Source organism: Parachlamydiales bacterium (assembly GCA_041671045.1).
In the GTDB taxonomy this organism is placed as follows: domain Bacteria; phylum Chlamydiota; class Chlamydiia; order Chlamydiales; family JABDDJ01; genus JABDDJ01.
The window spans coordinates 272,468-294,285 of sequence record JBAZCF010000002.1 but is presented as its reverse complement, the minus strand read 5'-3'; the positions used below and the strand labels follow the sequence as shown (position 1 = coordinate 294,285).

Annotated in this window: 15 protein-coding genes; 7 read left to right on the top strand and 8 right to left on the bottom strand. The window is 43.7% G+C overall.

The genetic code is table 11. The annotated features are described in order from the left end of the window. Positions 1-39 precede the first annotated feature (39 nt). The 5 genes from WC222_04165 to WC222_04145 form a co-directional block, all read right to left on the bottom strand. Positions 40-1,497: a protein kinase gene (locus WC222_04165; protein MFA6915568.1), complete on the bottom strand. Its 1,458-nt coding sequence runs from the start codon at positions 1,495-1,497 to the stop codon at positions 40-42. 112 nt (positions 1,498-1,609) lie between these two features. Next, on the bottom strand, positions 1,610-3,310 hold the full coding sequence (locus WC222_04160; protein ID MFA6915567.1) for a protein kinase: 1,701 nt from the start codon (positions 3,308-3,310) through the stop codon (positions 1,610-1,612). Between the two features lie 74 nt (positions 3,311-3,384). Continuing rightward, positions 3,385-5,103: a protein kinase gene (locus WC222_04155; protein MFA6915566.1), complete on the bottom strand. Its 1,719-nt coding sequence runs from the start codon at positions 5,101-5,103 to the stop codon at positions 3,385-3,387. Between the two features lie 12 nt (positions 5,104-5,115). After that, positions 5,116-5,667: a hypothetical protein gene (locus WC222_04150; protein ID MFA6915565.1), complete on the bottom strand. Its 552-nt coding sequence runs from the start codon at positions 5,665-5,667 to the stop codon at positions 5,116-5,118. A 31-nt stretch (positions 5,668-5,698) separates the two neighbouring features. Then, the gene (locus tag WC222_04145) at positions 5,699-7,396 is read right to left on the bottom strand and encodes a hypothetical protein (protein ID MFA6915564.1); all 1,698 of its coding nucleotides are present in this window, start codon (positions 7,394-7,396) and stop codon (positions 5,699-5,701) included. Between the two features lie 136 nt (positions 7,397-7,532). Here WC222_04145 and WC222_04140 point away from each other — a divergent pair, with 136 nt between their 5' ends. Beyond that, positions 7,533-8,843 (top strand): hypothetical protein, encoded by a 1,311-nt coding sequence (locus tag WC222_04140; protein MFA6915563.1) that lies wholly within the window; start codon positions 7,533-7,535, stop codon positions 8,841-8,843. Positions 8,844-8,873: 30 nt separating this feature from the next. Here WC222_04140 and WC222_04135 read toward each other — a convergent pair whose 3' ends face one another. Both WC222_04135 and waaF read right to left on the bottom strand, forming a co-directional pair. Then, positions 8,874-9,887: a UTP--glucose-1-phosphate uridylyltransferase gene (locus tag WC222_04135; GenBank protein ID MFA6915562.1), complete on the bottom strand. Its 1,014-nt coding sequence runs from the start codon at positions 9,885-9,887 to the stop codon at positions 8,874-8,876. Between the two features lies 1 nt (position 9,888). Further along, entirely contained in the window at positions 9,889-10,938 is a 1,050-nt protein-coding gene (waaF, locus tag WC222_04130; GenBank protein MFA6915561.1) for a lipopolysaccharide heptosyltransferase II, read from the bottom strand. 134 nt (positions 10,939-11,072) lie between these two features. On the opposite strand from waaF, the gene WC222_04125 reads away from it, so the two are divergent. The 6 genes from WC222_04125 (at position 11,073) to WC222_04100 (ending at position 20,308) form a co-directional block, all read left to right on the top strand. Beyond that, positions 11,073-13,292: a hypothetical protein gene (locus WC222_04125; protein MFA6915560.1), complete on the top strand. Its 2,220-nt coding sequence runs from the start codon at positions 11,073-11,075 to the stop codon at positions 13,290-13,292. Then, on the top strand, positions 13,243-13,779 hold the full coding sequence (ruvC, locus tag WC222_04120; protein ID MFA6915559.1) for a crossover junction endodeoxyribonuclease RuvC: 537 nt from the start codon (positions 13,243-13,245) through the stop codon (positions 13,777-13,779). The genes WC222_04125 and ruvC overlap by 50 nt, the downstream gene beginning before the upstream one ends. Continuing rightward, positions 13,776-14,360, top strand: a complete 585-nt coding sequence (gene ruvA, locus WC222_04115) for a Holliday junction branch migration protein RuvA (protein ID MFA6915558.1) — start codon at positions 13,776-13,778, stop codon at positions 14,358-14,360. Before ruvC ends, ruvA begins: the two co-directional genes overlap by 4 nt. A gap of 77 nt (positions 14,361-14,437) precedes the next feature. Further along, entirely contained in the window at positions 14,438-15,670 is a 1,233-nt protein-coding gene (locus WC222_04110; GenBank protein MFA6915557.1) for an efflux RND transporter periplasmic adaptor subunit, read from the top strand. Positions 15,671-15,674: 4 nt separating this feature from the next. After that, positions 15,675-18,821: a multidrug efflux RND transporter permease subunit gene (locus WC222_04105; GenBank protein MFA6915556.1), complete on the top strand. Its 3,147-nt coding sequence runs from the start codon at positions 15,675-15,677 to the stop codon at positions 18,819-18,821. Continuing rightward, the gene (locus tag WC222_04100) at positions 18,818-20,308 is read left to right on the top strand and encodes an efflux transporter outer membrane subunit (GenBank protein ID MFA6915555.1); all 1,491 of its coding nucleotides are present in this window, start codon (positions 18,818-18,820) and stop codon (positions 20,306-20,308) included. Before WC222_04105 ends, WC222_04100 begins: the two co-directional genes overlap by 4 nt. Positions 20,309-20,497: 189 nt before the next feature. On the opposite strand, the gene serS is transcribed toward WC222_04100, so the two are convergent. Then, entirely contained in the window at positions 20,498-21,778 is a 1,281-nt protein-coding gene (gene serS, locus WC222_04095; GenBank protein ID MFA6915554.1) for a serine--tRNA ligase, read from the bottom strand. Between the last annotated feature and the right edge of the window lie 40 nt (positions 21,779-21,818).

The window sequence follows — 21,818 nt, the reverse complement described above, 5'->3', positions numbered from 1 at the left end:
TATGAATTTGTCCGCTATTCTCCTGACAATTTTGTTATCCTAAGTTACATTGTTTATTAGATATTCGCGCGCTTCTTTTGCATTGTTGAAGCGTTGATTTCTATCTAGGTGGTTTAGTTTCCAAATAAACCAGTCCCAACTTTGCGTATTGGAAGGACGAACATAGCAATTGGCGCATCTTACTCTTTCTGCTAAGATGTCGGGATTGTAGCCAATGACCGCATCCTTTTCCACAATCCACCAAGGCTCATATGAAGGAGCACAAAGGCATTTTCCAAGAGCATAGAGGTCGGCGCGTTCATCCGCTACATGTCCCATACTAATTTCCGGTGCAAGATATCCGGGAGTGCCCCTATTGACCAGCATTCCTTTCTCTTTAGAGAGATCAAAGTCGCTTAGTCTTGCTATGTAACGTCTAAAAATATGAGAGAATTCTATGATAATATTTTCCGGTTTTGTGTCTCGATGAAGAATTCCCAGAGAATGCAGGTATTCAAAAGCGCTGAGAATATCTAGAGCAAAATTCTTCTTGATCCGAAGAGTATAGGGAGATCCATCAGGCATCATATCCATTTCTATGATTTCAAAAAGCGAACTATCCTTATAGTATGTCTGGGTAAACTTAATCTTCTCCACTTCAGGATTTCCGGTTTTTTCTCTCACATCAATAGATTTAGATAGGACAAAATGTCTTTCTGCCTCGGGATGGATCTCTTCGTAAATGTAGTCATTTAATCGTCCTTGAACAACAACTTCCGTTTCAATTCTCCCTTTATCTTTATCCTCCCCCGTCTGAGCATATAACCCGGCTGTAATCCTTAAGGTCTCATAGTTCAAACATTTGAATACCTTTTTTAAGGAACCCTCTATGATATAAGCCATTTTGACGTCTATTCGCCCTATTTCCTCCTTGCATAGTCGGTCCTCGGAAAACACATCTACTTTCACTACAAAGTCTTCATGGCACGTTCCCTTTACTTGAACTTTTTTGCGCAGCCACACCTCTTTACCGCTTGCTTCTGCTAACCATTGCACTTTATTTTTTTCTATTTCGGCAACTAAATCAAAGAGTTGTTTAAGGTTAAAAGGGATGTTTCTGAGGGGTTCATTTTTAGGTCTGGGCAGAAGAGGAAAATTTCTTTCGTTATTGTACATGAAAAAGAATTGAGTTATGCCCTGTTTTTCCTGGATAAGTCGGATCACTTTATCGATTTCACCTTTCTCTAATAACCCTTGGATCTCGGGATTATCAGAGCGGAGTTTTGTAGGATTGACATGGACTGTCTTGGAGAAAAAAAGGGGATCGTAAACTTTTATAAGTGTATACATGCCATTTAGAGGACTGCGGCTTAAGCAATTTTGGGCAGTCGAGGTAATTATCTTCAGCGTAAGTAATATTTTGTTATGATGATCTTCTATGACTAAACGGCGATAGGGTGAATTTTCAATGGTGTGATATGAACCAAATACACACGGTAAGACCGAAGCCGTTGCCATGAGAACACCTCGCTAGAATGTCATTTTTTTTGATATATGCTCCTTTTAAATGACATTTACAAGTACTGATATCCAGATCTTAGGACTCGCATTTAAATAAATTATTACATATCTAGCTATTCTTTCCATCTTCTCTTACGCGTTTAGCCGAAGGCTCTCCCCCCTTATTCTCTTTTTCACGTAAGTTAATATCAGGAGTATAGAGTTCTTGTTTGATAGGAAATTTATCAGCATCCATGAGTAGATTTACATTTTTTTGGCGAGTCAAGGCCATGTGTTCCACTAAATCTACATTTTTCACTAATAACATCTCAGCTCCCAGATCTAAGTCATCTAATACTGGATCGGGAAGTTTCTCCAAATAAGCCAAAGCTTCTGCAGCGGACTGAAAACGCTGGTTTACATCAGGGTGTGTAAGCTTCCAGCTAAACCACTGATAAGTATTTTTATCCTCTGGCTCGAAGAAGGGTGATTGACCGGTATTTAAATAATCTTCAATAATCATGTTATTGGGTATGTATGTCTTACCATTATCATACCACCAAGGATCCGGCTGGAAGCATAATGCTTTTCCTAAGCTATACAAATCAGCGCGATGATCAAAGTCCTTATTTAATATTATTTCCGGTGCTGCATAAGGGGGGGTACCTGCAACCAAACCGTTGTTTTTTTTCGTAGAAAGATCAAAATCAGATAATTTTGCCACATAGCGGCCTAGTTTTTTCGAATATTTAATCATCACATTTTCTGATTTGACATCTCTATGAACTATTTTCAACTTATGCATATGTTTTAGGGCTTTCAAGAGATCAATATAGAATAGTTTTTTCATTCTTGAATCTAAGGGCGTTCCATTAGGTAATTTCTCATCCAGCAGAACTTCCAGTAGCGATCCTTCTCTATAAAGAGACTGGGTAAACTTGACTTTAACATAAGCTTTAGGAGGCGTGGAAGGGTGTCTAAAATCTATGGCTTTAGACAAAGCAAATTGCTTCTTTTCAGAAGGATTGATAGTAGGATCTATACTCGCAAGGATCGCTTGTTGTGTATCTATCTCGGTACTTGTTCTATCGTTCTCGTGGAACATTTTTGCGTAGAGGCCTGCGGTGACAGTGTTTCTCTCATAATTAAAAGACTCATTCACAGACTTCAAGCTTCCTTTTCCGATAAGTTTCATTTTGATATCTATCTGCCCGAGATCCCCCACCCTTTGCCGTGTATTAGGATAAACTTCTACAGTGACTTTGATAGTCCCCAATTTTTCATCTGTAATGAGGATTGTTTTCTTAATCCATCGACCTAGGTTATTGGCTTCTTGAATCCACACTTCTTTATTTTTTTCTATTTCTGAAACGACCTCAAAAATTTGAGTCCTATTTAAACGGCGGTTTATAGTGTTCTTGGAACCTTTTGCACCTACCGAGACAGGTATAGCCATTTTCATGGCGTTAAGATGTTCGTATCTATCTAAACCTTGGTATTTGTTGACATGATCAAAAAAAGCATCTTCGCCTGCCTTGCTACGTAAGGAAGCTTGAGCCCATTCCTTAAAAACTTCTGCATGGATATTTAAGGTGTTTTTTTTAACAAAGACGCGCTGCTTTTTTTTGTCTTCATTGATGAATAAAACCTCGCGGTAATTTCCTTTATCCGTAAGCGCTTGATATGCTATGAAGGGAATAATTTCTGCTGAAGCTAAGACGTTATTATGATAATCCTTCATGAGGATAAGGTTTTTTTTCTCTTGACCCATGATTTCTAGCGAACCAAAAATAAGTGGTATATTGGCGGTAGAATCTGTATGGATTGACATTATCTTCTCCAACTATTTAATAACTTATTAAAAAAATCATCTGTATATCTCTCAAAATGCATCTAAGACTTATGTTAGAAATTCATACTATTTCTGCGCGGTTCAGGTTCCTTTAGCGGTTTATTTGAGATGTTCGATTCCGATTGAGTGGTTTTATTTTGCTCATCTACGGCATCATCAACAAATTCATCTTGAGATTCATAGGTTGTATATTCAGGTTCGGGAGGGATGTCGCCTTGCTCCCAGAACTCCATATTCCCCTCCAGCTGTGATTCAGCTGAAATATCGATCCCGGCAGCCATAGGATCAGGAAGTTTTTCATAGTAGGATAAAGCTTCTGCAGCAGATTGAAAGCGCATATTTGGATCAGGATGCGTCATTTTCCATGCAAACCAGGGGTAACTATTATGGTCCGCGGGCTCCTTATAGGGTGTTGTATTCTCACTTCTAATTCTTATTAGCTTATCAAAATCGATGGACCATTCCCCGGTATCGGCATTTTTTTGCCACCAAGGATCCGCTTGTTGGCTCATGACCTTGCCTAAGCTATAGAGATCGGCACGTCCATCAAATCCTTCCACTAAAATAATCTCAGGTGCAGCGTAGGCTGGTGTTCCTGACGCATTTTCATCATAATTTTTCTTCGTTGAAAGATCAAAATCGGCCAGTTTAGCGACATAACGCCCTAGTTTTTTTGAATACTCGACTTGAATGTTCTCATCTTTTACGTCTCTATGGACCCTGCCGATTTTTTCCATGTGGCTTAAAGAGATTAGAACATCTATGTAGAATTGTTTTATTATCCCTGAATCCAACGGCTGCCCATTAGGCAGGTACCCGTTAGATAGAACCTGGGATAACGACCCCGCTTTAAACACAGGCTGGGTGAACTTTACTTTGCCGTAAATTTTGTTGGGTTTGATCACGTGAGTGACATCTACTGCTTTAGAAATGGCAAATGTGGTTTTTGTATGGGGTTTATTATCGGGGGCTTGGAAACTTGCGATCAGCTCTGTTTGTGCTTGGATTTCCTCTTCTGTCCGGGTGCTATCCGTGTCGATTTTGGCATATAAGCCCGCATGCAGTTTATTTTTTTCATAGTTAAACGATTCGTGAACATTTTTTAGACTGCCTTTACCTAAGTGCTTCATTTTGATATCAATCTGTCCTAAATCTCCCAAACGTTGTCGAGTTTTGGGAAAGATCTCTACCGTGATTTTAACTTCACCCCACACCGGGTCGGAGACATTAAAGGTCTTTTTAACCCAGTGGCCTTTCGCGTTAGCTTCTTGGATCCATGTGTCTTTATTCTTTTCTATTGTGGACACCACCTCAAAGATCTGGTCTTTACCTAATCTATAGTTGGTAAATGACTTTTCGCCTTTTGGTCCTGCAGAAATAGCTATTTGCATGCCTAATTTATTTAGCTGCTCAAATTTATCTATCCCTTGATGCTGCATGACGCTTCTAAAGAAAGCATCCTGCGAGTCTTTCTTATTTAGGATTCCTTTAGAAATAATACTTTTGAATGTATCTTGAAAGGCTTTAATCGTACCTATTTTTATATAGGCTTTTGAAAATTTCTTGTTATCATCGACAATAAGAATTTCCCGATAATATTCTTTATGGGACTTGGTAATATAATTCGCCCTGGAAATAATCTCTCCAGAGGCAATCAAGTTGTTATGATGATCCTTCATAACAACAACCATTTTCTGTTTTGGACCCTTAGCTTGTATAGATCCATAGACAAGCGGAGTCGCAGAGGAAGCTGAGGGTGTTATTCCTGTCATAGCGTTCTCCTACTAGGATGAACTTAGATCTTCAAAATATTCACGTGCTTCTTGCGCAGTATGGAAACGGTATTGCTGCTGAGGGTGGGCCATTTTCCGTAAACCCCAAGCTTTAGTATGGGTAGGTGTTTTAATATTATCATTCTCGTTATATCCAAAAGCACATCCTAATGCGTAGATATCACTGCTGGTATCGCTAGGGCCTGCAATATTGATATCCGGAATTTTTATGGTGTAACGTCCTAGATGTTTTGAGAATTTTACTTTAATGTTCCCACTGCGGAGATTGCCGTGAACAATGCCTAGCACGTGTAAAGGCTGCAAAGCTTTTAAACAATCTATCAACAGTTGCGTATGCATTTTTTCGGTCAGAACATCTCCATTTGGAAGGACCTTCTGATCACAGACCTGGTAGAGCGATCCACTAGGGTATAATTTCTGTCTAAAGGAAACTTGTATATTTTCAAGTTCGAGCTGATTCAAAGCACTTTTATCGGAAACGCCAGCTTCCTTTTGTACTTTCTTATTTTGGTTGTGTGATTTTTTTAAGCTATTCAGAGACATTTATCGCCTCATATTTAAATCACCAAGAAAATCAAAATGTTAAAGACTGAAAAAATGTCTTTGCCTCTGCAGCTGATTGAAAACGTTGATTAGGGTCGAAATGGGTCATTTTCCAAACTCCCCATTCAAAGCTATTTTTATCTGCGGGTTCCTCTGCAGGGATTTGTTCAGTACCATTTTTAATACTTAAAAGCATTCCTATATCGGGTATACCTGTATCCATATCCCACCAAGGGTCGATGTCACCATCTGCAAAGGAAGTGCCTAAGGAGTATAGATCGCTTTGCTCGGTGTAGTGGACATCCTGTTTATAAGACCATTGAATCAAGTTCTCAGGGGCAATGTAAAAAGGCGTTCCCTTGATTTTATTGGCTGCCTCACCTTTATTTTGGGAAAGATCGTAATCGACTAGACGTACTTCAAATTTTCCGCCATCAAAAAGCATATTATCAGGTTTAATATCGACGTGAATAATACCCGTCTTATGGAGCTGCTCTAAGGAATCGAGTGAACTGAGCATTAGCTTGGTTTTAATTTCAGGTGTGAGCGGTGTACCATCCGGCATCTCTAATTTATCAACGAGTGTATCATACATCGCCCCGTCGAACTTCTTCTGAGTGAATTTAACATGGTTAGTCGCCGTTCCGTCTTTCTTCATTTTGATTTGTAAATCTGTTGCTTTAGAGATTAGGATTTTCTTTTTAACTTTTCCTTCTCCTTCTTCAGCCATTTTTTTCAGCCCGCTCATCATTTTTCTTTCTGCAGACATTTGCTCTTTGACTGTAGGGCCTTTGACATAAGCTCCTGCATTCAATCTCCCTGTATCATAATGAAGGGTCTTAAAAACTTTCTTAGCAGCTCCTCTTGCAATAAAGTCCATTTGGATATCCACACGGCCTAATTTCTCTTCTTTATCCCTTCCTTTAGGATAGATTTCTATGCTTACCGGGAAAGTCATACCTTCAAGGGTAACTTCTTTCTTAATCCAAAAGCCGCTTTTGTCCGCTTCCTCCATCCACTTGTCTTTATTTAATTCGATTTCAGTGGCCAACTCGCGCATTTGGTCTTCATTCAAGGGGATATTAATACGTTTTTTATCAACTCCTTCACTAGTGACATAATTGATATGTATAGGGGTCTTGATTTCTACCTTTTTAAACAGCTCCACTTTTTCGTTGATCGTTTTTTGCTGTTCTTGGAGTTTTTGTGCTATTGCTGCTCTAGGAGAAGCTCGATGTGGATGGGAAACCGCTTTTTCTTCGTGTACTGCTTTTATTTCTTCTAGGGGTTCTTTATTTTTACGCGGTGCCTCCATTTCTAGGTTTCTATAGAATTGGGCTTGCAGCTGCTCTAGTTGCACTTCGTTAGCAAGCTTAAACAGGGCATCCTGTGCTTTTTTATTTTTCAGTGATCCTTGCGCTCCCGGTAGTCCGTGTATTGCAATCGTATCGACTTTTACATAGACCTGCTTAGCTCTCTGTGTTAGGGGGTCTACTATAGTGAGTTTTCTTAAAGGTTTAAAAATATCTTTAAAGCCTTTCTTCTCTTTAACTTCCCCTGTAAACAAGATATTATTCTCGGCATCCACTACTGTTAATATCTTCTTATTATTGCTATTTTTATTAATGTGACCTTCGAGCTTTACATCCTTATTAGGCGATTTAGAAGGACCTAAAGGACCTATATGATGTGAAGAATGTGAGTCATGGCCTGGGTCTAAAACAGTCATAACATATCTCCTTGATTTCCAAGGTATTTATTGCAATTACTATGCCAATTAATTACAAATTTAATTATATAGATTAAATTATCTAAACTAATATAAATTTAAATTAGTAGAGTAAATAATAATAAAAGGTATTACTATGACACCTTTAAGTTATTCACGTCAGGATTTAGTCACTGCATTTAATGTAGGGACTGTAAACTCTAAAAACTTTAATGAATTAATTAAAGATGAGAAGTTTTGCAGCCACGAGGAATTGTATTCTGTTGCAAAAGAAATTATTCAGGATGGAAGCAACTTAAATTCAATGGTACGAGCTTATGCCGTCCTAACTTCTAAAAATATCACGAGTTTGCCCAGTTTATTTCACTTAAGAGAACAGTACTCTCTATACAGCGCCATAAGCAAATGTGAAAATGTATTCAGCATGCAGTTTGAAGAATTCTATCCTCTGCATAAAGCAATTTCGCCGAATAATGATGTCGAAGTAAAAGAAGACGAACCTGTTTTTCTAACACAATACCACTCAATAGAAAAAAAAATCGGTGAACTGCCTGAAAATGAAAAATCACAATTACTAAGCGACTTTGATCAGGTAAAAAAACACCTCATGCATGATGATGTTCCATCCGCAAAGGCGGCATGGGATAAAGTCTTAAGTGATTGCCTGTATTATGATCAGACCGGAAATTTGAAATCCCCCCAAGATGCAGAAACCTTCCTTTTAACGGGATACTATCCAAAGGTGGCTCCCCTTAATGAGAATGATTTTGAGGAACTTATTGTTGAAGAACCTCCTGTGCGCTCATCCGCAGCAATTGAACCAGTTGATATCCCCGTCGAAAGTAGTTCCCTTGTTATAGCTGCGACAGGCGTCGTCAACCTCAAGCAAATCAACACCACATTACAACAAAATGCAGAGAGTGTGGAAACAATCTATGGTGCTGCCTTAAGAACTGATAGTCAAGAACTTCAAGAATTTAGTGCTAATATTGTAAAATGCCCTCAACTTAAGAAAATCATCTTAGAATTTAAGACCCTTAACGAAGAGCAAGCGGAAATTCTGAGTTCTTCATTCAAATCTCTGCAAAATCTAAACACCTTATCTTTAACGGAAGTTAAAGATGAAAAGGCCTTAAAGGTAATTATTGAGCATTTAAAAGAGATCCCAAATCTAAAAGAACTTTCTCTTAACGACTGTAATATAGACAATATAACTGCGGAGACTCTGAGTTCTTCATTCAAATCTCTACACAATCTAAATACCTTATCTTTAGCAGGAGTTAAAGATGTAAAGGTCTTAAGGGTAATTGTTGAACATGTTGAGGAGCTGCCCAATCTTAAACAGTTTTCTCTACAGGATTGTAATATAGATACGGATTTACAATCGTTATTGAAGCTGAAGAAATTTATGATGTTTATGGGCCTAAAGAACACGGACTTAGAATGAAGGAAAATTAGAGCACCTTCGAAATGTCACCTAATTCAATTTAGGGAGTAGAGTTTTTAAAAAATCGAGGTCTTTTCGATCTTTTAAAGGCGCAAAGCAGTCTTCTCGCGGATATAGCAATACGCGCGTCTTTTCTGAAAAAGGCAGGACATCAAAAATAAAATATTCAGATTTATAGCCTAATTCATCATTCGCTTGAGGAATGGATTTTCTTGCTTGGTGCAAAGGCATTAGACTTAAGGCTTTCATGTCATATAGCTTTTGAATGAAATCTAATCGGAAGCAATACATCCCCAAGTTGGCGCAGGCATGTAAAAGTTTGCCGTGAGCATTCAAGGCTATCCGTTCCTCATCATCCATTTCCATATATTCGACAATGCCTGGACGGCCATTCAATTCGACAATGACTCCTACTTTCTCTGCGGTATCTCCCCTTAATCCGGCCTTTAGGGTCACATCTTGCCCCCCTTGAGATTGATAGGCGAGTAGGAGGGGATCAAAGGGATCGGAAAGTAGATTATCTACCTGTACGAACGTAACCTGTTCTACACCAAGGCTTTTCCATTTTTTCGCTAACCCTTGCGCTGCAAAGGCATTTAAACTCACTCCATTGCCTGCTGGTGCTTCAATTGTGTTGCCTTCCGCATCCAGCATCGCAGTGCCTTCCAAACTTAAAACGGGCAGCTCATCTTGGATAAAAAAGTCTATTTGATCGGGATCCAACTCGAAATATTGGTGTGACTTGAAATAATCTACTGTCTCTTGATGATTTCCCTGGGAGGTCATGATCGCGACGGGTAATTTCCGTCCGGATTGAAAGGAGGAACGATGAATTTTTTTGGAAAGCATAGAAAAGAGGGTGACTCCCGAAGAAATCTCAAAGCACCCTTTCGGTCCGTTATAGCCCAAACGCGTTCCCTGCCCCCCGGCAACAATCAAACACCCGGCCTTTCCTTGCTTTAGAAGTTCTGCACCCTCTTGAGCCAGGGAAAGGTTTTGGACGTAGTCATATTGCTTTAAAGGTTTGATATCCGCTTTTTCCATCTCAGCACTTATGTTGGCGCACACTTAATATTGCATCATACACTTCGTCTGTTTCTATACGCTTCATACACCTAAAGTCAATAGGACAAACTCGCTTATAACAAGGAGAACACTCCACTCTTTTATGGATGACAACTTTCGGCCCATCGCCATAAGGTCCTGTCTTCACATCGCTAGTCGAACCAAAAAGTGCGACCAATGGTGTGCCCAAAGCAGCAGCAATGTGCATAGGCCCGCTATCATTTGTCAGGAACGCCTCACATAATGCGATCAAAGCCAGCAGCTCGCGTAGAGTTGTCTTACCGGCGAGATTCAGTACTCTTTCAGGGAAGCCTTCGCAAATACTTTCCACTAAAGGGGAGCCCGATGCGTCTCCAAAAAAGACAACAAACATCCTAGGATCACTTAAAAGCTTCTCTGTCAAAGCTTTAAACCTATCTGGGAGCCAGCACTTCGCCGTTCCGTACGCAGCCCCGGGATTAATGCCTACTAAGCAATGTTTCTGAGGATTCCAGCCGCAACGAACCAATAAGTCTCTTGCGTGGGATCTTTCCTCTTCATTGACATAAAGATGCGGCGCAGTCGTAGAATGGGGAATTCCCAATGGCTGGAGCAAATCTTTATATGTATCCACAAGATGTTGTGTTTCAACATTCTTTGGAAATGGGATCGCTTTTGATAATAGGTAAGACCTGAAATTTCCCTCAAACCCGATACGTTGTTTGACCTTGCCGCGTAAAAACCACCAAGCGGATGAAAATGAGTTAGTTAGCAATATCCCTAAGTCATATTTCTCTAAGCGGATAGGCTCAATAATATCATTATGCTGCTTGCGATGAATCCACCCATTAGGTTTTTTAAAACTGAAGATCGCATCTATATTAGGGTCCTGTAATAAAAGACCCCCAATAGAATTTTGACACATCGCAGTGATTTTAGCGTGTGGAAATCGAGTGCGCAAATCCTGCAATATAGGAGTAGCCATGACGCAATCCCCTAGCCAATTTGGCATCCGTACTATAATTCTTTGAATTGATTGAAACTCTGACATCCTTATCCCTCTAGAAATCCCAAAAGTATCAGTATACGCCACCTAAGACAGAAAATCAATGGCTGGTTTTTGTTGCACATCTAATGCAACAAACACTATGATCCCTAAAAAAAACAAGCTTTCGGCATACGATCATGGAAAAAAGAGATCACCCAGAGAACATCCCGTCGACACAATACGATGAGCAAACCGCCATCGGTACTCTTGATGCGGACAAACTTAAAAAGATCATTCTTGTACTTAAAAAGAAACAGGAAGCCGCTCTGGAATCCTTGGATGAGTTCCGCCAGGAAAATACCATCCTTAAAGGACAGCAAAACCTCCTCAAACAATTATTAGAACAAGCCCACCGCGATCACGAGAAAACACGCTCCGAATTCGACAAAGTCCGTGTCTCTCTCACCGATCCACAGCATGATCCCGAAGCCACTTTAAAGCTTGAACAAAGCCTCATAGATCTACGCAGCGCACAAAATGCGCTAAGAACGACACAACGCGATCTCGATGCGGCGAAAGAGATGATCGATGCAGAACGCGCCAGCGCTGAAATGCAAAAAAGCCGCCTCGAAAAACTCGCTCTAGCCATCAAAGAACGCGACAAACGCATTGCGGAACTTCAGCAATTTGAAAATAGTTACCGCCGCGCACTAGACCATAAGCAGCTGCTCGACAGTGCTTTGGAAGAAGAAGTGTACGCCAAGAATACCATTGCCGAAGAAAATGAACGCCTCCTTAGCGAAATAAATGAAGGCCGCCAACACTCCGAACAACTCCAAAGAGTAATCCAGCACCTGCGCGAAAGACAAGAAGAAGCCACTCTCGAAAGCAAGCAGCTCGAAGAAGAATACCTACGCGCGCAGGAGATGGTCAAATCGCTTGAGAATCAGCTCGAAGTAGCTCATGTCGCCTTAAAGCAATCCCAGCAAGAAAACGAAGATTCCAAACAACGCAAACAGCAAGCAGAACATGAACTCCATCAGCTTCAAGAACAATTCAAACAGCTGAAAACCCGCACTATCATCGTTCAGCAAGAACTACAAAAGAAAGATTCTTCCCTCCTCTCCTCCAATCAAATTATCGATCAATTCAAATTCGACAAGCAGAACCTGCAAAAAGAACTCGGTGAATTGCGCCAAAAGGCAGAAACTCTCAGCACTGACCTGCAGGCAACCCAATCGTCACTTTCTGCTATCCAACGCCTAGCAGAAGACCAGCACCAGACTATCCACTACCTGAACGAGCAAAACGACGCCCAGCTACGCCACAATACCTCGCTGGAGCAAGCTCTCACCGAAACACGCGAAACGATAGAGCTCCATCAAAAGAGCTTGCAAGATGCCCACGAATGGCGCCAGCTAGCGGAAACGAAAATCGAAGCTTACGAAACCGAATCCACGCACTATGCCGCAACCCACCAACAGCTAAGCCTGCGCACACAAGAATACGAAGCACAATTAGAAACACTGCAATCGCAAGTGGGCGTCTTGAGCGAAGAACTGGCCCTCATGCAAGCGCAACTGTCCCACCTCAAAGAGACAGAAGAACAATTTTATTCCCTCGACGAAAGATACGTAGCCCTCACTGAACAATTCCTTACGGCCCTCTCCAGCATCAAACATCTGGAAAAAAGAGAAGAACAATACCAAGAGGCCATTCTTTCCCGAGAACATAAACTCACCGTCCTGCACCAAGATAACGAAATCTCTAAATCCCGCTTCTCACAACTGGAAGAATCCCTCCGCCAAAGCGAAAATGTGCATGTCGAAAAGGAAAACGCTCTTAAGCTTTCGCACCATCACCTCGCTAAAAAGGTCAAGGAATGCACTCTCCTGGCCGAGAAAAATAAGGAACTCGACAAAGCACTCCACGACCTGCAGCACACCCTCTCTAAAACATGCTCCCAAGTCGACGACCTAAACATTAAGCTGGAAGAACATCGCCTTGCCGCGCGCCGACAAGAAGATCAATACCTGGAGTCACGCCGCCAAGCCGAAGAATACTCCCGCAATTGGGAAAAAAAATATTTCGATATGTTCGAACAATCTCAAAATGGTGAACGCAAACTACAAAACATGCACAACCGCCTCCAAGAGACCGAACGCCAGCTGGAGAAATATTACCAACTGGAAGCCCTCCTAAAAAATCTTGGTATCGGATCCCCCCTCACAACATCCCCATCTTTCAATGACCCTGCCCCACAAAAAAGCTATACAGCCGATCCTGTAGAAGCCCCAGCGCCTCGCTTCGATACTCCCGCAGAAACACCTGCCGTCAATCCGCTCCCACTGAAACAGGAATCTATCTTTGAAAACCCAAACAATAACTATAAACGAAAAGAACACCTCTTCGATTAAGAAAAAAAGGATTTGCGGTATCGACCCGGGTACCGCTATCACGGGTTACGGAATCATTGACTGCGAAGGGCGCTCTCCCCTTGCCGTTGATTACGGCTGTATTCGCATCCCTGCCACCATACCCCTGCCAGATCGTTACCTGGCATTATTCGTCAACCTCGGTGAACTTCTAGATTCCTTCATGCCGGATGAAGTCGCTCTTGAAACACAGTATGTCAGCAAAGTGAATCCCCAAAGCGCCCTGAAAGTAGGAATGGCCCGCGGTGTTGCCATCATCGCAGCACGTACCCGCAATATCCCCATCTTCGAATATGCACCTACTGTCGCTAAACGAGCCGTCACCGGACACGGCAATGCCAGCAAAATGCAAGTCCAAGGAATGGTGCAAAGACTTTTACGCCTTGCAAAACTCCCTACTCCGTTTGACGCTGCCGACGCTCTTTCTATAGCCCTATGCCATAATAACCAAACCAAATTAAGACTATGATCGCCTATATCCACGGTATCCTTACCCTCGCTACCCCCTATCAAGTTATCATCGAAGCCGCCGGCGTCGGATATAAAATCTTCATCACCCCCTTAACATACGGAAGCCTCCCTCATATCAAAAATGAATGCACCCTTCATACCGTACATGTTATCAGGGAGCAATCCAACTCGCTCTACGGCTTCTTACAGCCCCACACCTGCGAACTTTTTGAAACGCTTCTTAGCGTCACAGGCATAGGACCTAAACTCGCACTAGGTATCCTCGGTCATATGTCCGACAACGAACTCTCTCAAGCCATAGCAAATGAAGATATCTCAGCGCTCAGCAAAATTCCGGGCATCGGCAAGAAAACAGCTCAAAGACTCCTCATAGAAATAAGAGACAAACTCCCTGCCCATAACTCATCTGTTACACCTTCTTCTGTCCTGCCTCCTACATCAAAACATGCGGTCTCTGCCCTGATGAACCTTGGCTACTCACAGCCTAATGCCCTCAAAGCTGTTCAAAAAACGCTACAATCCCTCCCTGATGACCCTGATCTCTCCCTGCTTATTGCACATTCCCTTAAAAACATCTAAACACAGACTCAAAGAAAATAGTTGAAAGTATAAAAAATTATAGCTAGTTTCACTCTCTAAATCTTAAAGAGATTGTCATGAGATTTAATTGGCTATTTTTATCCCTACTTCTATTTATCTCTGCCGCTTGTGAGAAAAAAAAGGAAGCCGCTCCTCCACAGAGAGCGGTACCCGTCTCCACTATTAAGCTCGAGACAAAAACCATTCCGGCCGACTTCGAATATGTGGGTGTCGCCCAAAGCTCCCATCTTGTAGAGGTTAGGGCACGTGTGGAAGGCTACCTTGACGAAATTGCCTACAAGGAAGGCCACCTTGTCAATAAAGATGACCTCCTCTTCCAACTAGACCCCCGGCCCTTCCAAGCTTCCCTAGATACTGCCCGTGCCGAACTCGAAAGAACGAAAGCCGTCCTATGGGATGCCTCACGCTCTGTCGAACGCCTTAAACCTCTCTATGAGAAAAACGCTGCCAGCCAAAGAGACCTCGACAATGCAGTCTCGCAAGAACTCTCCGCTAAAGCTGATGTAGAATCCAACAAAGCTAAAGTGGTCCAAGCTGAATTGAACCTGAGCTTTACCACTATACGTTCCCCCATCGTCGGCCTCTCCAACAGATCCATCTACCGCGAAGGTACTCTTATCACACCCGGAACTACTGGTTTAATGACCACAATTGCGGTGGTAGACCCAATATGGGTGAATTTCAACGTCTCCAGCGGCGACATCCTAAAAAACCGTGATGAAATAAAAAAAGGTCTCCTCGAATATCCTAAAGATCTTAATTTCACAGTCGAAGCTATCCTCGCAGACGGACAAAAATTCCCTTATATCGGTACGGTAGACTTTGCAGATCCTGTCCTGCAGCAAAGTACCGGAACAATGCTTGTTAGAGCTATTTTTAAGAATCCCGACGCACTCCTCCGTCCAGGACAATTCGTCCGGGCTAGAGCAATGGGCGCTATCCGTCCCAATGCCTTACTCGTCCCGCAACAAGCTGTACAGCAAGGAAAGAAAGGGATGTATGTCTATGTCGTCAATAAGGAAAGCAAAGCCGACCTCCGCCCTATCGTAGCCGGCGGCTGGTACCAAAACGACTGGATTGTTAACTCAGGACTTAAAGTAGGGGAAGAAATCGTCGTGGACGGCGTCAATAAAATCCTGCCGGGTGCACTTGTCCAAGTGAATAATCAACCGAAAAAAAAGGCTGAAACCTCTAAGGCTGAAGCTCCTAAAACTGAACCGATCAAAACGGAGCCTCCTAAGAAAACTCGTCCTGCAGCTCCTCCTGAGAAATTGAATAAAGGCAAATGACCCTATGATTTCGAGATTCTTTATTGATAGACCGATCTTTGCCGCGGTTATCTCCATTGTCATCGTTCTAGTAGGCTTAGTAGCCCTCTATTTTCTGCCTATCGAGCAATATCCGAATATTACCCCACCCCAAATCCAGGTCACTGCAAGCTATAACGGTGCTGATGCATCTACAGTAGCAGACCTCGTAGCCGCCCCTCTTGAAGAGCAGATTAACGGGGTGGAAGACATGATATACATGTACTCAGAAAACTCTTCCAACGGTCTAATGTCTTTAAACGTATACTTCAACATCGGTGCAAACGCCGATATGGCCCAAGTTAACGTTCAAAACAGAGTCAGCCAAGCCCTACCCCAGCTCCCGGCAGAGGTCCAAAAATCGGGCGTCATTGTCCAAAAAACCACGCCCAACATTTTGCTCATCGTAGCTGTAGACTCCCCTGATGATATCTATGACGATATTTTCATCAGCAACTACGCCACTATTAACGTCATGGACGACCTAATGCGTGTCAAAGGGGTCAGCAATGCCAGCAACATCGGCGCCCGTGATTACTCTATGCGTATTTGGCTCCGTCCCGACAAATTGGCAGAACTTAGCCTAACTGCCAGCGATGTCGTCAGAGCTGTCCAGGAACAAAATGCCCAGTTCGGCGTCGGACAAATCGGACAAGCCCCTAACGCTAACCCTGTCATCATGAATATCCCTATCTCGACTAAAGGCCGTCTGAAGGAGCCTGCAGAATTCGAGAATATCATCCTTAGAGCCTATGAAGATGGCTCAATGGTTCAGATCAAAGATGTAGGCAGAGTCGAGCTTGGCGCCCAAGACTATAGCGTCGACGGTAGACTGAACAATAAAACCACAACGCTTATCGCTGTCTACCAAGAATATGGCGCCAACGCTATCGACGTAGCTGATGCTATTCGCAAAAAAATGGATGAGCTATCCCAGCGTTTTCCCGAAGGCCTTAGATATACTATCCCTTACGACACCACAGAATTCATCAAAATGTCGATTAAGGAAGTCTCCCAAACAGTTTTTGAAGCCGCTTTCTTAGTCGTTCTGGTCGTACTGATCTTCCTGCAAAAACTGCGCGCCACACTTATCCCCGTCCTTGCAATGGCCGTCTCCCTGATCGGCACTTTCGCCGGGATGTATGCCTTCGGCTTCTCCCTCAATACCCTTACCCTTTTCGGCCTGGTCCTTGCCGTCGGTATCGTCGTCGATGATGCAATCGTCGTGATCGAAAACGTAGAAAGGAACATGCGCGAATATAAACTTAAACCTAAAGAAGCCGCCCGCCGTGCCATGGACGAAGTGACAGGTCCCATCATCGCTATCGTATTCGTCCTTTGCGCCGTGTTCATTCCTGTAGCATTCCTTGGCGGGATCGCCGGCCAGCTATACCGCCAGTTCGCAGTAACAATTGCCATCTCGGTAGTATTCTCCGGTATCGTCGCGCTGACATTAAGCCCCTCTGTCGCAGCTTTGATCCTTAAAGAAGAACACAAAGACACATGGTTCAGCCGTAAATTCAATTCCGGATTCCAAAAATTCACCGACTTCTACATGCTCGGTTCTGCATGGTTTGTACGTAATGCTGTGGCCGGTATCGTCTTCTTCTGCCTCCTTTTAGCTCTGACGGGATACCTTTTCCAAACTATCCCTACCAGCTTCGTCCCGCAAGAAGACCAAGGCTACCTTATGGTCGTTTCGATGATGCCTGACGGATCAAGTCTGGACCGCACCAAGGAAGTAGATGACACCATTACCCAAATGAGCCTTAAAGAAGCGGGCGTCGACTACGTCGTTTCTTTCTCAGGTTTCAGTTTAATCGAAGGTCTAAATAGAACCACTATCGGCTCAAATTTCGTTGTGTTAAAAGACTGGAGCCAACGCACAACCCCTGATCTCTATGCCAGCGGTATTCTCAAAACTCTGCAAGCAAAGTTTGCTCAAATCAAGGAATCGATCGTCCTCGTCTTCAACCCGCCTGCTATCCAAGGGCTGGGCACTGTCGGCGGCTTCGAATTCTGGATAGAAAACCGCGGCGACGGCGACATCAGCCATTTAGAACAAGTCACACGGGAATTCATCGCCAAAGCTAACGAAAGGCCGGAACTGCAAGGCCTCAATACTTCCCTCCAAGCAGACAATATGCAGCTATACATCAATTTAGACCGCTACAAAACGCGCTCTATGGGTGTCGCTATCTCCGAGGTCTTCCAGACGCTGCAAGTTCTCCTAGGCTCCCTATACATCAATAACTTCAATAAGTTCGGCCGCACTTTCCAAGTTGTTGCTCAAGCAGAGCCTAAATATCGCGCTAAATTATCCGACATCGGCGAAGTCTATGTCAAAACAGATAAAGGCGACATGGTTCCTTTAAATTCTCTGGTCGAAGTGGAATACCGCACCGGACCTACCCTCGTCAGCCGTTTCAACGGATTCAATGCTGCGCGTATTTTAGGGAATTCAGCCCCAGGATACACTTCGGGACAAGCCATGCTTGCAATGGAAGAGATGGCAAAAGAATTTCTACCTCTAGATATGTCCTACTCTTGGGCCGGTGAATCATACCAGGAAAAGGCGACTTCAGGAAGCTCCACTACAGTTCTCCTCGGCGGCATGGTCATGGTATTCCTCATTCTATCCGCTCTATATGAACGATGGGCCCTTCCTGTCGCCATTATCTTAGCAATTCCTCTCGGCATCTTAGGCGCCCTTATCGCCATCTGGATCCGCGGCCTATCCAACGACGTCTATTTCCAAGTCGGCCTCGTCACTCTGATAGCTCTTACTGCAAAGAATGCTATCCTTATCGTAGAATTTGCCGTCAGCAGACAAGAGGAAGGGGGCCTTACATCTGCAGAAGCAGCTGTAGACGCTGCGCGACTCCGCTTCCGCGCTATCCTTATGACCTCGCTGACCTTTATCTTCGGCGTCCTCCCCCTCGTCATCAGCAAAGGCGCCGGCGCCGCCAGCCGACACTCTGTCGGTACAGGTGTTATGGGCGGTATGATCTCCGCTACTATCTTCGTCGTCCTTCTTGTTCCCCTTTTCTACAGCCTAGTCAACTGGCGACACAAGAAGGTTGAAAAGAAAGAGGAACCCACCGTTACACCTCAAGTCAGCGAGGGCGTATGATGTTGCCTAGGTTTATCCTCACCTTCCTCCTCATCTTCGCCATGCAGTCTTGCACATTGCACCACTCCTACCAACGCCCCGCAATCGATATCCCCTGCGCCTGGCGCATCGTCGATAATGAACTCACCACAGAAATCAACCTCCGCTGGTGGGAAGAATTCAACGATCCAGTTTTAAACTGCTACATCTACGAAGCGCTCTATTACAACTGGGACCTTAAAACAGCTATCGCTAGGGTACGCGAATACTACGACCAACTTCGTATCGTCAGCTCAGAACTTTTTCCGCAAATCACCGGCTCAGGACAAATCTACCGCAACGAACTCTCCGTCGCCGCAGGACAAGTCTTTCCCGGCTCCGGATTGTCCCGCATCAATAACTTCTACGCCCTCGCTTTCAACGCTTCCTACGAACTGGATGTCTGGGGTCGTGTCCGCAGCGCCACCGAAGCTGCTCTCGCCGACTATTTCGCACAAATCGAAAACCGCCGCACCGTTGTCCTCACTCTCGTTACATCTGTCGCATCCGCCTACTTCCTTCTCAGCCAATACGACAAACAACTCGCCATCGCTATGCAAACGCTGGAATCGAGAATTAAATCGTATGAACTGGCCGTCGTCCGCTTCGAAGAAGGCCTAACCTCTGAACTGGAAGTGAAACAAGCTGCTTCTGAAGTGGAAACCGCCCGTACTCAAGTCAAACAGCTTGAAATTTCTGTACCACAGCAGGAAAACCTTCTCAGTATCCTCATCGGACGTAATCCCCAACCTCTTGAACGCGGGCTGAAACTAGATGAATTTAAGATGCCGCCACAAGTTCCTGAAGGTCTTCCATCGGATATTCTTGACCAAAGACCCGACATACGGAAAGCCGAGCAAAATATGGTGGCCGCCAACGCCCGCACCGGCGAAGCTCGTGCCCTCCTATTTCCTCAAATTAGCCTGACAGGGAACTACGGAAACGAAAGCATTACCCTAAAAGATCTCTTCACCGGGCCCGCACGCACCTGGCAATACGGCGCATCTTTCATGCAAACTCTCTTCGATGCCGGCAAAACCTTAGCCCGTATCGACCAAACAAAAACTCTCCTCTACGAGGTTTACACTCAATACCACTTAGCGATCCAAAATGCCTTCCGCGAAGTCGACGATGCACTCATTGCCCACAAGAAAACTATCGAACTCGTCGAAGTGCAAAAACAACGTGTTAAAGTCCTACGTGAATACTTAGAACTCGCCACACTCCAATACCAGAACGGACAAACCGACTACCTCAATGTGCTCGACGCCGAACGCAACCTCTTCAACGCCCAGCTTGACTTCGCTCAAGCCCAAAGCGACTCGTTCATCTCCGTCGTCAACCTCTACAAAGCTCTCGGCGGCGGATGGGTTCTAGATGCTGACGACACTGCGCTCACGCCACAGACAAACCCTCCGTGCGAAACACAAGCAGAAGCCGCCAGGGGACTCTGTCCCCTGGACCCCTGACAAAGGATTGCATCCTTTGTAATCCGCGACCATAAGATAGCAATACCTTATCCTAGTATAGGAACGCTGTGACTTGTCCTTACTGTAAGGACTTGTCGCTGCTTTCATAGCCCTCGACAGTCGAGGGCTATGTATATTGCCTATACTAGGAAACGTTTCTATTGAAAAGATCGAATAATAGATTAAACTCTATTTCGTAGGATGAAGGATAGTAAGATTATCCAGATAAGGCTGAAGTGGCTTCGGTATATTGATGGAACCATCTTCATTCTGATTATTCTCGAGAATAGCTACCATAAGGCGCGATGTCGCAAGGCCCGATCCGTTGAGCGTATGTACAAAATCCAGTTTGCCATCGCTTTTTCTATAGCGTGTTTGTGAACGGCGTGCTTGATAGTCCGTACAGTTGGAAATAGATGATACTTCGTAATAACGATTCTGCCCGGGCAGCCATACCTCGATATCTACTGTTTTAGCAGCTCCAAAGGACATATCTCCTGTCACAAGCAGTGTACTGCGATAGTGGATATTTAAGTTTTCTAGGATCTTCTCTGCATGACGCATCATCTCGTCAAAGGTCTTATTGCTGTCTTCAGGTTTTGTAAAGCAAAACATTTCTACTTTATTGAACTGATGCATACGGATAAGCCCACGCTCTTGTGAGCCTGCAGCGCCCGCTTCACGGCGGAAACAGGGAGTATAGGCAGTATATTTTAAAGGCAGCTCGCTCTCGTTGATGATCTCGTCCAAATGGATCCCATTCAAAGGAACTTCTGAAGTTGGAATAAGATAAAGGTTATAGTCTGGATCATTGATTTTGAACTGCTGCATCTCGAATTTGGGAAGTTGCCCTGCACCGTATTCGATTTCAGGCTTTACCAAAAGCGGTGGCATCCACATCATGAAGCCATTGGCAATTTGCTGGCTTAACATATAGTTGATAAGCGCCCACTCCAATCTTGCACCCCAATTGCGGTAAACAGGCCATCCAGAACCGGCTAGCTTAGCCCCTGCCTTAAAATCGAACAAGTGGAGTTTCTCATTAAGTTCGACATGGTTTTTAAAGGGAAAGGTAAACTCAGGCTTTTCCCCATAAGTTTTTATCACCACGTTATCAGCAGGTGACTGTGACACCTTAACGTCATCCATCGGAATGTTCGGCAAAGATGCGAGTTCGTTATTATAAGCTTTTTCTAACTCGTCGATTTTGGGTTCTAAAACGCTAATCTCAGTGCCTAAAGAGGATACTTCATTCATTAATGGGGTTGTATCTTCCCCTTTGCGTTTCATAAGTCCAATCTTTTTGGATTGCTCATTAAGGCTTGCTTTGAGTGCTTCAATCTTTGTTTTAAGGGTTCTTAATTCCTCATCCAAAGTAAGAAGGCTACCTAGCGAGATGGAGGGATCTTTGGTCTTTAGTTTTTGTTCTATTGCAGCGTGATCTTTTCGTAACAAACGTATATCTAGCATAATTAGCCCATAGATTTTAGAAGATTAATAACAAAGATAT